The organism is Acinetobacter sp. RG5 (genome assembly GCF_031844265.1).
GTDB lineage: Bacteria > Pseudomonadota > Gammaproteobacteria > Pseudomonadales > Moraxellaceae > Acinetobacter.
Genome location: NZ_JAUZUV010000032.1, coordinates 1 through 11,095, shown reverse-complemented (window position 1 = coordinate 11,095; position 11,095 = coordinate 1). Strand labels below are relative to the sequence as shown.

The window sequence follows — 11,095 nt, the reverse complement described above, 5'->3', positions numbered from 1 at the left end:
CTATTTTAGCTGAATATATATATCATTGCTGAGATTAATAGGTTGTAGGTATACTTTCATGGTAAAAACTTTAATGGACACAATTAGCGATTACTATTTACCAAATATTAAATAAAATAGCCTAAGTATGGTTAAATTAATTCTCTTTATTCAGTCATTAGAGAGAGTCTTTTAGCATTTTTTTATGCTGTTTTACTTGGTTGGCATAACGTTTACCTTGTTTACGCATTTTACGATTATTTTCATAACCTGACGGACCTACATTATAATAGGCAAGCGCTTTCTTCCAGTCACCGGATGATTGATTATATTTAGAAAGAATATATGTACCACATTGGATATTACTGCTTTCATTGTATAAATCACCAGGGCAGGTTTGTTGCCAATATCTTGGAATCACTTGCATCAAGCCTACCGCCCCTGCTGGCGAAGTTGCTTGGCTACGATAAGTAGATTCCTGATGAATCACAGCCGCCACTAGGAGCGGATCTACACCTTGATTTTGTGCATGTTGAACAATTAAAGGTGAAACACGATTAGCTGTACTGGATGGGGTGGAGTAAGCAGTTTGAATGCCTTTAGATAATTTAGCTGCGCGCTTTTCTACCGAGCCTCCGCCCAAGGATGAACAACCCGCAAAAAGAAAAGTACTCAATAAAATAGAAGAAAATTTAAAAGAATGAGAATTAAATAGTGAACGTTTAGATTTAATTGGATTTAATAGATGAGAAAAAAACAAACTGTGAATTCCATGCCTGAATAAACGTATTTCGATGTTAGGCAGCCTATATACAAGAGTCAAGCTCGCTGCTGATGAAAGCACTTTATTAATGTACAAACTTTATCTATCTACTAAAAAATCTCTAAGTTGAAAGGTTTTTTAGCATCCAGATTTCACAGGCTTCACTATGTCCGGTATTGCCTTCAGGGTGATCAAGGTGCTGAAAACCTAATTTTTCATAGAGTTTCACCGCTTGCCAAAGCGCTTTAGTTGTTTCTAGATAGACTGACTTAATCTGATGAGTCTGTGCAAATTCAAAGGATAATTCTAAAATTTTTTTGGCAAAACCCTGCTGACGAATTTCAGGTAAAAAGTACATTTTCTGAATTTCTAAAATAGTTGCATCACCTTTTAATAGCGCAATTCCACCACCACCGTAAATTTTATTTTGTTGATCCACAACAATCCAGTAAGCTGATTTCGTTTGCTGATAAACTTGATACAGTTCATCTAAAATAGAATCGCCTACCGCGAAACCAGATTCTGCTGCCAGTCCAAACTCTTGGGAAACACAACGAATAATGCTTGCAATTTGAGCATTATCTTCAGGCTGAATGGGACGAATATAGTACATATTGGTCTGATTTTATTTTGAAAAAACGATGAATTTTTATAACCTTAAATCCTTAAAAAATCCATCGTTTAATCAACTTAAGTAAGCTTAATTCGTTATTTAATGAGCAATCATTATTTTAATTCGCTCGATGATTTCCCTAATTCCCGACGGGCAATAATCAGTTGCTGAATTTGCTGGGTGCCTTCAAAAATATCCAGAATCTTGGAATCACGTGCCCATTTTTCCAAAAGTTCAGTTTCGTTATAACCAGTAGCTGCTGCAAGTTCGACACATTCTAAGGTAATTTCATTACCAATCCGACCGGCCTTGGCTTTGGCAATAGATGCTTCACGTGAATTTGGTTTGCGATTATCGGCCATCCAGGCAGCTTTCAGCATCAGCAAACGTGCTGCTTCCCATTCAGCTTCCATACGATAGATTTGTGCTGCGATATTAGAGCTTTGTAAATACGGTGTGGCATAAGTGGAGTCCAGTTGATCCTTAAAAATCTCCTTGATGCGTTCCAGCGAGGCTTTCGCACAACCAATCGCCATGGCGGCGACCAGCGGGCGAGTATTATCAAAGGTTTCCATCACGCCAGCAAAGCCTTTAGCAACATCGATTTCTGCATGACCGAGCAGGTTTGCTGCAGGTACTCGACAGTTAATAAAGCTGATCGTGGCAGTATCGGATGATTTAATCCCTAATTTATGTTCCAGTCGTTCAACCTTCATTCCTGGAGTGCCTTTGGCCACCACAAATGATTTAATGGCTGATCGTCCCAGTTTTTTATCCAGAGTTGCCCAAACCACTACCGCATCGGCTCGTTCTCCCGAGGTCACAAAAATCTTCTCGCCATTCAGAATATAGTCATCACCGTCTTTAGTCGCAGTGGTACGAATTGCAGCGGAATCTGAACCGCAACCTGACTCGGTAATCGCCATGGCCGCCCAAGTTCCATGAAAACGCTGTAATTGCTCCTCATTGGCAACAGCTGCAATGGCTGAATTTCCTAATCCTTGGCGTGGCATCGAGAGTAATAAGCCAGTATCGCCATAACACATTTCAATAATGCTCAGGGCAGTAGACATATTAATGCCATTTTTATTGCTGCTGTCTGCATCGCCACGTTTATTGACTGCTGCACCAGCATTCATGCCTTCACTACCTTGGTTCATGCCATCGACAACAGAAGCGAGCATGTCTAGCTCTATCGGATAAGCATGTTCAGCCTTGTCATATTTACGTGAAATCGGACGCAAAACATTGAGGGCAACTTCATGTGCTTGATCAATCAAAAGCTTAAATTTTTTTGGAGTTTGTAGATTCATCATTATTCTTCTTTATGTTTTGATCAGGCATGCAAGCCAGAATGGAGAATGGCAGTAGATCTAAGATCTCTATACCAGCGTTCGACCGGATGCTCTTTGGTAAAACCATGACCACCCAAAATTTGTACACCATCGGTGCCGATTTTCATGGATTTTTCTGCACAGAGTAGACGTGCCAAATAAGCCTCACGATGAAAAGCTTGACCAGATTCAGCCAGGCTGGCGGCATTCAGGATCAGCATTTGCATCGCGTCAATTTCAATGGCCATATCGGCAATCATAAAGGCGACACCCTGACGATGGGAAATCGGTTCACCAAAGGCAATACGGTCATTGGCATATTGCACACAGTATTTTTTGACTGCTTCACAGGCGCCCACTGCCATCGCACACCACATCAGATTGCCCAAATCTACGAATGCACGATAATCAAAATCTTCATCACCCAGACGATGTGCCGGAGTGTTTTCAAATTTTAGCGTGACTGTTTCAGTGGCCTTTAAACCCATAGCCGGCGATTTTTTCGCAGTGATGGTACTGTCGCGTTGCACCACAAAGACCTCAGCTCTGCCATCCAGATCAGCACTGACCAGATAGAGATCGGCACTTTCTCCGAAGAGCACTAAGGTCTTTTGACCCCGAATCAGATAATGTCCCTGATGTGCAACAGCCTTGGTTCTAAGTTGCTCCGGGTTAAACGCTGCTGTTTCTTCCTGCACTGCAAAGGTGGCCTTTAACTCAGGATTCTCTGCGAAAGCGCCCAGATATTCTGACTGAATCTGCTCTGAGCCCCAGCGGGTAATGGCGTTAATGAAACTAAAAGTCGAAAGTAAGCCAGCCGTCAGACTGAAATCACCCTGAGCCAAATGTTGAGCGATTAAAATATTGCTGACAATATTCTGTTCCGATGCAACGCCCCCCAATGCTTCAGGCAGGGCATAGAAATTCAAGCCTAAATCAGTGCTGTATTGCCAGAGTTCATGGGGAAATAATTCATGCTGATCTGCATCATGCGCCAAGGGATACAGCACCTCTTGGGCAAATTGCTGCATGGCATCACAGGTCATTTGCTGTTCTTCAGTCAGGTTTAGATCAAATAAGGATTTAGACTGATGCGGCAGACGCTGTTTTTGAATCTTCTGGCCAGATTTCAGGATTTTCTGGGTTTGACTTAAGGTTTTGAATCCTGCTATTGAACTTTGATAAAGTGATTTTTCTACAAATTTACGCAGTTTTAATTGATCTAATACTTCGCTACCCGCGATTTTGGTCAGTATGGACAAGCCAAATCCTTGGGCTTTATTCACCATATTATTCATTCTGATTATCCTAAAGGTGTTGTCACGTTATTTTTTTAATACTGACATGCACTCAGAGATAAAACTATGTCATCCCTGACATGAATGATTGACAATTTTTAGGTTTTTGGGATTGAAGAAAGGGACGAATAAATCAATGAAAATTAAAAGAAAGATAAAAATACAAAAAATCCATTTTGGATAAAAATTGACCCGAATGACAAAATCATCCGGGTCTTTTTAATGCAGATTTTATTTTAAGAGAGATGATGTCTAATCATGGCACGCACATTGGTTTTGGCATCAATCACGGTCATAAAGGTATAGGCACCAATAAATTTACGGCTAATAAACATAAATTCTTTGGGTGGAACACTGAAATAACGTGAAGCCATAGATCTCGATGCCTGTTGCATCACACGGCTATGCAGCTGGCTTTTTTTCCAGTCATAGCGATTATGTTCATCCATGATGCCAGCTGGCAATTCTTGATTATTTAGCGGTGAACTAAACGCTTCGGTGGCCAGTAAAAAGACTTTGGCCATATCCGGTTTGATGCTTTGCGGAATCGAATCAAAAAACTCATAACCAGTCATCGCCTTGACCATCATATCCGAGTCATGATGATAGCCTGCCTGGATCAGGTTACGCGCAACACTGAGCAGATGCTGGTCAAACTGGCGGATCGCGCCAAAGTCGAGCAGAATGATCTTGTCGTGCACATCTGCGCCATTGCCCAGACGAACTAGATAATTACCAAAGTTCGGATCGGTTTGCATCTCGCCCCATTCGAAGATTTCACGCACTGCAATTTCCAGAGACGCTTCACCTAACAGGTTGCGGCGTTCTTGGGGCAGGGATAACATTACCGGGCTATTGATCGGCACACCACGTTCAAAAGTCATGCATAGCACACGATCTGAGCAATATTCATTAATAATGGTTGGGACGATATAACGAGGATCATCTTTTAAACGCGCCGCAAAACGACGCGTGGTATCTGCTTCAATCTGATAATTTACTTCACGGTGCATCATCTCACGGACTTCATCGAACCACTGGTCGAATTCGCGGGTCTGCGGCACGATGCGAGTCAATTTCAGCATGTTTTTAAACAGGCTCATATCGGAATCAATCGCTTCTGCCACACCCGGATACTGAATTTTTAACACCAGTTCCATGCCATCAGATTTTCGGGTAGCGCGATGTACCTGTGCCAAAGAAGCTGTGCCCAAAGGTTCATGATCAATGGTGAGATCGTCGAGTTTTGAACCGAGTTGTTGCTGTAACTGGGTCTTGATGGCTGGCCATGCCAATGCCACTGTCTGATTGTTCAGGGTATTTAGAGCTTGAGTGACTTCTTCTGGCAGAAAATGCTCACCATACAGTGCCATCATCTGGCCAATTTTAACGATAGAACCTTTTAGCTTGCCAATTTCTGCCACCAGATAATCAGCCTGTTCTTTCATGGCTTTTTTACGTTTCTTTTCTTTTTCTTCTTCACTTGAGAACATGGAGCTTGCACTAGAAGCCGCCCAACGCGTGCCTGCCAGCAAGGATGCCTTTGCGATCGATAAGCGTCGATCCATAGAGGAGGTTTTCAGTTGTTTAAGCTTATCGTTCTGATCTGACATGTAAACTCGATCCTTTCATCATCAGCATGAAGCAGAATAAATCATTGTAAGGGATAGTAGCGTTTCTGCACGTATTAAAAAAGTTTAAGCCGCTGAATTCATAGTAAAAGCTAGGCAAGCTTTCATTTATTCACCAACTTGTATCAGTTTAGACAGGGCATTATGCCATTTGAAATTGGATTTTTAATTCGGATCGTTGTTGTAACTGTTGTTTATTTGTTTGAATATGTTGATGAATCAGGCGCTGTACGCTGTCATGCATGAAGCCCAAAGCATAGCCTTTTACAATCACAATACTTGGCAAGCCAAAAAACAGATATTTAGCATCGTCCAATGTCGCATCGGTAAATACGCCATGTTGCATTAAGGTCGACTGCAAAAATACCTTTTCTTGCTGCACCTGACTGGAGGCTTTATCATTCCAGTAATTCTGGCGCATCGCCATAAGATTATTGTGCTTATAGCTCATAGATCTGGGCTCATTTGAAGATTGAATGCGGATTATATGTGGGTCATGTGCCAATTTTCAATTGTGCAACTGTTTAATCTTTCATTCCGAGAAAGGCATAGGATTTTTGTCTGGACTGCGTTAATATCAGTGGATAATTTAAACAATATTGATTGTTAAACATTTATTGGGATTGTACCGGTTTCGGTCAAGGGGAAGTTATGCGTCTTGCATGGTTTTTAGTTGCAATTTTTGTGGGTACTGCGGTTCAGACACAGGCTGCTGTTGGGTATTCCAAGGAATATACACAGTGCATGAATTTTAGTTATGGTAATATACCCAAAGCGGAAAAATGCCTGGAAAAAAAGCTGAAAGTTCACAATAAACGTCTGAAGAAAAACTATAAAACTTATCTTAAATTGAATCCGAACCAGACCGCCGCCATTCGCAGTCAGCATGTATTGTGGGAGCGTAAACTGTCCCAGCAATGTAACTTTAGAATGTCAGGAAAATATGCCAAGCAGCAACAGGGTCAATGTATGCTGGCTTTGATCATGGATCAGGCTAATCTTTATCAATCTCGTTCTTATGCGTCCGGTTTTCGATAAATCATCATAGTATTAGCATCGGCATTTAACAGAAACATCCCTGAATAAAGTAAACATTTGTCTGCATAATCGCTTACAAAAACAGGAATTTTATAATTTTTGTGGGCGTAGAGAATTCGTGTTTTTCATGCTTTAGCATTATAAAAGCAGGCAAAACAAGGTATCATAAGGCGTTTAAAAAAATGACCTTGGAGACGCCTTAAGTGGATCGACCGACTATTAGCCCTGAACATATGCAGGAAGCCGCTGAAAATTTAACCACCATTCGTGATTTTATTCGTTTTGGTGTGACAGCATTACGTCAATACGATGCACATTTGGGCCAAGGCACAGAAGATTATTTTGCTGAAAGTTCAGCGCTAGTGCTGCAAACCCTGTCGCTAGAATGGAAAGCGGACGCTGAAATTTTAGATGCCAAATTATTACCAAGTGAAAAAGCCGAATTTTTAAGTCTGCTGGAACGCCGTATTAATGAAAAAGTACCAACTTCATATTTATTGAACCTGGCTTACTTCGACGGTAAACCTTATTACGTTGATGAGCGCGTGCTAATCCCTCGTTCACCGATTGCTGAACTGATTCAAAACCGTTTTGCCCCGTATTGCCTGGGTGAACATGGTCAAATGGGTGAGGCAGTTAATAACTTGCCGGAAAACCCGAATCCAAAGACGCCTCAACGTATTCTAGATATGTGTACCGGTTCAGGCTGTATCGCGATTGCCTTGGCTTATGCTTTCCCTGAAGCGGAAGTGGATGCGACTGATATTTCCAAAGAAGCCTTAGAAGTTGCGCAAATCAATACTGAGCATCATGACAAGCAATATCAGATCGCATTGCTTGAATCGGATTTGTTCGAAAAAATTCCAGCCGAAAATCAATACGATTTAATCGTATCTAATCCGCCGTATGTCGATGCGGAAGATATGGCGGATTTGCCTGAGGAATTCCATCATGAGCCTGAGCTTGCGCTTGCTGCAGGTCAGGATGGTCTGGATCTGGTACGTAAAATGCTGGCTCAAGCTGCAGATTATCTGACTGAGAATGGCCTGATCGTGATCGAAGTGGGTAACTCAGAATGGGCAATGCGCCAAAACTTCAATTCGGTTGATTTCTACTGGTTACAATTCCAGAAAGGTGGTACGGGTATCTTTGCATTGACTGCAGAGCAATGTCGTACCTACCGTGATTTATTCATACAGTCTATTCAAGCATAAGGAGTCGTTTGACATGGCAGGTAATAGTATAGGGCAACTGTTCCGTGTAACGACTTGTGGTGAATCTCACGGTGTTGGCCTGATGGCCATCATCGATGGGGTTCCACCCGGCATTGAGCTGACTGAAGCTGATTTGCAAAAGGATCTGGACCGCCGTAAGCCGGGTACATCGAAATTTGCAACCCAGCGTAAAGAACCCGATGAAGTAGAAATTATTTCCGGTGTGTTTGAGGGTAAAACCACCGGTACTTCAATTGGTTTGTTAATTCGTAATACGGATCAAAAATCGAAAGACTACGGCAATATTGCGCAGACATTCCGACCGGGTCATGCCGACTATACCTATACCCAAAAGTATGGTTTCCGTGATTACCGTGGTGGAGGCCGTTCAAGTGCGCGTGAAACGGCAATGCGTGTTGCAGCGGGTGCAATTGCCAAGAAATTCCTTTTCGAGAAATTTGGCATTGAGATTCGTGGTCATGTAACCCAGATCGGCACCGAAAAAACAGAGAAGCTGGACTGGAATGAAGTTCTAAACAATCCGTTTTTCTGTGGCGATGTGGATGCAGTATCACGTTTTGAAGCGCTAGTGACGTCTTTGCGTGAGCAAGGTACCAGTTGTGGCGCTAAACTCGAGATCATTGCATCTAAAGTGCCAGTGGGTTGGGGCGAGCCAGTCTTTGATCGTCTGGATGCTGATATTGCGCATGCCATGATGTCGATTAATGCCGTTAAAGGTGTAGAAATCGGTGATGGTTTTGGCGTTGCTGAACAGTTTGGTCATGAAAGCCGTGATGAACTCACCACAGAAGGCTTCCTGGACAATCATGCTGGCGGTATTCTAGGCGGTATTTCTAGCGGTCAGGACATTCGTGTTGCGATTGCGTTGAAGCCGACTGCATCTATCACCACGCCGGGTAAAACCATCAATATTGAGCGTGAAGATACTGATGTGTTGACCAAAGGCCGTCATGATCCTTGTGTGGGTGTGCGTGCAACCCCGATTGCTGAAGCGATGCTGGCGATAGTACTCATGGATCATTTCATGCGTCACCGTGCGCAAAATGCCGATGTAGTTGCGCCATTTGCACCGATTGAACCTAAATAATTTGCTTTAACTTTAAAGTGAAATTGTTTTAAAGTCAGACTCCGGTCTGACTTTTTTTATTTATAAAATGAATCACTATAAAAATATACGATTGGCGAGCAAGGCTGATGTTCAGCAACTTACTATGCTGATTAATACAGCTTATCGTACTCCGGGTGGATGGACGACTGAAGCAGGAATGATCCAGGGTGATCGTATTCAAGAAAAACAGTTATATGACTTGCTCAATTTAGAAAATTTTCAGCTCTTTGTGTTGGAAATTGATAATAAGCTTCTTGGTTGTATTGGCGTGAGCTTAGGACAGCAAGTAGCAGAGATTGAAAGCTTTGCTGTTGCACCTGCTGAGCAAAACTCGGGTTATGGCAAGCAATTATTGGACTTTGCCGAATCCCATATTTTCGAAATATTTAAAAAGAAAGTGATTCAGATGTCAGTATTAAATGTCCGTATTGAACTGCTGGCATATTATCAGCGCCGTGGCTATCAGCTGACTGAAAAGATTGAAGCATATCCACTGGGTCAAAATGTCGGAGAACCGTTGATTCCGTTACATTTGCTGATTTTAGAAAAAATCAGCAAATCAATATGATTAGTTGATGAAAATTCAAGCTTTTTACTGCTTAAATTGAGTAGTGAGAAAGCTCGTGAATATGCTAATTTTTCTGTTCAGTCTAAGCGACTTAAGGTTAGGCAGAAAACAGACCAGGATGTCACATGCTGCATATTATTTTAACTTCTTTATTTCCTCTCATCGGACTGATCAGCTTTGGCTATCTGCTTAAGCGTAGGCAATGGTTGAGTGATGATTTTTGGCGAGGTGCAGAAAAGTTAAATTATTATGCACTGTTTCCAGTGATGCTGTTTTTAAATCTGGCCACTGCCAAGATTCAAATAGAGGTCATTCAGGATGTAGTACTGGTCGTATTTAGCATCATGGCTGTGGTCAGTATTGCGCTGTATATCTTGCGCCAAATTTACCGAATTTCCTATGCGCGTTTCGGCGTCTATGTTCAAGGTTTACTGCGCTTTAATACCTATATTGGCCTTGCTGCTGTCAGCGCCTTATTTCAGCAGCAGGGTATGACTATTTTCGCGGTGATCATGGTGCTGTGTATTCCTTTGGTGAATATCCTGTCAGTGCTGGCATTTACCCGTAGCCACGATATGCAGCTGAAAAAAATCATCCTGGATTTGTCTAAAAATCCATTAATTCTAGGCTGTATTGTGGGTGGTTTATTTAATCTTTCTGGTTTGTCACTCTGGACTGGAGCAGAGCAGTTCCTTAAACAGATTGCACTGTGCAGTTTGCCGCTCGGTTTGATGTGTGTGGGAGCAGCCTTACAGTTTCAGGGTTTTCAGCGTGATGTATTGCCACTCAGCCTGATAACCTTTGGTCGCCTGTTCGGAATGCCGCTGATTGCATTTTTAATGTGTAAAATTTTCCAGATTGATGCATTAACTACTCAGGTATTGGTCTTGTTCTTTGCACTTCCTACCGCCTCAGCTTCGTATGTCTTAACCCGGGTGTATGGTGGCGATAGTGAGTTAATGGCTAGTATTATCAGTGTACAAACAGTGGTCGCAGCAGGAAGCTTAGTACTGATGCTTTCTTGGATTATCTAAAATTCTAGAATAAATGATAAAAGTCTAAATTTTGCTTTGGATGACATATACTTTGAATTATTAAAATAGCCTAAGCAAATGTTGAGTTCTATTTAAGCGCCAAAATTAAATAAGTTCTGGAATTTTATAAAGGATAGAACTTGCTCATTTTACTTAGGACAGCAAAATCTAAAAATTTGATATCTAGGCAATATCCTCCATCACCCATGTATGCTCTTAATTAAAAAGAATCACAGATAAATTCACGTGAATTAACATAAATAAAAACTGTGTTTTTCCTAAAAATGGTATATAAATTGCTCATGATAATAAAACATTATTGCAGGAGAGAAATGCTTCTGCATTCGCCGAAGGAGCAAGTTCCCAGGAAACTCTCAGGCAAAAGGACTGTGATAATGGATAAAAACTCTGGAGAGAAGTGTTCAATCACTCACCGAAGGGGAAGGTGGCCGCATTGATGTGCAATGTATCTACCGAAGCTCTCAGGTACACAT

Annotated in this window: 11 protein-coding genes and 1 riboswitch; of the genes, 5 read left to right on the top strand and 6 right to left on the bottom strand. The window is 41.8% G+C overall.

What is annotated here, in order from left to right:
* Positions 1 to 157: 157 nt before the first annotated feature.
* The 6 genes from Q9R21_RS14585 to Q9R21_RS14560 all read right to left on the bottom strand — a co-directional run bounded on the left by Q9R21_RS14585 (position 158) and on the right by Q9R21_RS14560 (position 6,069).
* On the bottom strand, positions 158 to 739 hold the full coding sequence (locus Q9R21_RS14585) for a lytic transglycosylase domain-containing protein (protein ID WP_086044746.1): 582 nt from the start codon (positions 737 to 739) through the stop codon (positions 158 to 160).
* Positions 740 to 863: 124 nt separating this feature from the next.
* Complete coding sequence (locus tag Q9R21_RS14580) at positions 864 to 1,355, bottom strand: GNAT family N-acetyltransferase (protein ID WP_311204757.1); 492 nt, start codon at positions 1,353 to 1,355, stop codon at positions 864 to 866.
* 113 nt (positions 1,356 to 1,468) lie between these two features.
* Positions 1,469 to 2,668 (bottom strand): acyl-CoA dehydrogenase family protein, encoded by a 1,200-nt coding sequence (locus tag Q9R21_RS14575; protein WP_253114473.1) that lies wholly within the window; start codon positions 2,666 to 2,668, stop codon positions 1,469 to 1,471.
* Positions 2,669 to 2,691: 23 nt separating this feature from the next.
* On the bottom strand, positions 2,692 to 3,987 hold the full coding sequence (locus Q9R21_RS14570) for an acyl-CoA dehydrogenase family protein (RefSeq protein WP_311204756.1): 1,296 nt from the start codon (positions 3,985 to 3,987) through the stop codon (positions 2,692 to 2,694).
* A 236-nt stretch (positions 3,988 to 4,223) separates the two neighbouring features.
* Entirely contained in the window at positions 4,224 to 5,600 is a 1,377-nt protein-coding gene (locus tag Q9R21_RS14565; protein WP_004280475.1) for an AarF/ABC1/UbiB kinase family protein, read from the bottom strand.
* Between the two features lie 160 nt (positions 5,601 to 5,760).
* Positions 5,761 to 6,069, bottom strand: a complete 309-nt coding sequence (locus Q9R21_RS14560; protein ID WP_311204755.1) for a hypothetical protein — start codon at positions 6,067 to 6,069, stop codon at positions 5,761 to 5,763.
* 200 nt (positions 6,070 to 6,269) lie between these two features.
* Between Q9R21_RS14560 and Q9R21_RS14555 the strand changes: the two genes are divergently transcribed.
* The 5 genes from Q9R21_RS14555 to Q9R21_RS14535 all read left to right on the top strand — a co-directional run bounded on the left by Q9R21_RS14555 (position 6,270) and on the right by Q9R21_RS14535 (position 10,601).
* Entirely contained in the window at positions 6,270 to 6,656 is a 387-nt protein-coding gene (locus tag Q9R21_RS14555) for a DUF1311 domain-containing protein (protein ID WP_311204754.1), read from the top strand.
* Between the two features lie 203 nt (positions 6,657 to 6,859).
* Positions 6,860 to 7,870: a 50S ribosomal protein L3 N(5)-glutamine methyltransferase gene (gene prmB, locus Q9R21_RS14550; protein ID WP_044108320.1), complete on the top strand. Its 1,011-nt coding sequence runs from the start codon at positions 6,860 to 6,862 to the stop codon at positions 7,868 to 7,870.
* A gap of 13 nt (positions 7,871 to 7,883) precedes the next feature.
* Positions 7,884 to 8,978, top strand: coding sequence for a chorismate synthase (gene aroC / locus Q9R21_RS14545; protein ID WP_311204753.1), 1,095 nt, complete (start codon positions 7,884 to 7,886; stop codon positions 8,976 to 8,978).
* A gap of 67 nt (positions 8,979 to 9,045) precedes the next feature.
* The gene (locus tag Q9R21_RS14540; protein ID WP_311204752.1) at positions 9,046 to 9,567 is read left to right on the top strand and encodes a GNAT family N-acetyltransferase; all 522 of its coding nucleotides are present in this window, start codon (positions 9,046 to 9,048) and stop codon (positions 9,565 to 9,567) included.
* Between the two features lie 125 nt (positions 9,568 to 9,692).
* Positions 9,693 to 10,601, top strand: a complete 909-nt coding sequence (locus Q9R21_RS14535; protein ID WP_311204751.1) for an AEC family transporter — start codon at positions 9,693 to 9,695, stop codon at positions 10,599 to 10,601.
* Between the two features lie 312 nt (positions 10,602 to 10,913).
* Positions 10,914 to 11,001: riboswitch (glycine riboswitch) on the top strand.
* The last annotated feature ends 94 nt before the right edge of the window (positions 11,002 to 11,095 follow it).

Bases quoted from the DNA above. Each gene is read 5' to 3' on its own strand.
- Q9R21_RS14535 (WP_311204751.1), top strand. From the start codon at position 9,693: ATGCTGCATATTATTTTAACTTCTTTATTTCCTCTCATCGGACTGATC.
- Q9R21_RS14540 (WP_311204752.1), top strand. From the start codon at position 9,046: ATGAATCACTATAAAAATATACGATTGGCGAGCAAGGCTGATGTTCAG.
- Q9R21_RS14580 (WP_311204757.1), bottom strand. From the start codon at position 1,355: ATGTACTATATTCGTCCCATTCAGCCTGAAGATAATGCTCAAATTGCA.
- aroC (WP_311204753.1), top strand. From the start codon at position 7,884: ATGGCAGGTAATAGTATAGGGCAACTGTTCCGTGTAACGACTTGTGGT.
- Q9R21_RS14570 (WP_311204756.1), bottom strand. From the start codon at position 3,987: ATGAATAATATGGTGAATAAAGCCCAAGGATTTGGCTTGTCCATACTG.
- Q9R21_RS14555 (WP_311204754.1), top strand. From the start codon at position 6,270: ATGCGTCTTGCATGGTTTTTAGTTGCAATTTTTGTGGGTACTGCGGTT.
- Q9R21_RS14560 (WP_311204755.1), bottom strand. From the start codon at position 6,069: ATGAGCTATAAGCACAATAATCTTATGGCGATGCGCCAGAATTACTGG.
- Q9R21_RS14565 (WP_004280475.1), bottom strand. From the start codon at position 5,600: ATGTCAGATCAGAACGATAAGCTTAAACAACTGAAAACCTCCTCTATG.
- Q9R21_RS14575 (WP_253114473.1), bottom strand. From the start codon at position 2,668: ATGAATCTACAAACTCCAAAAAAATTTAAGCTTTTGATTGATCAAGCA.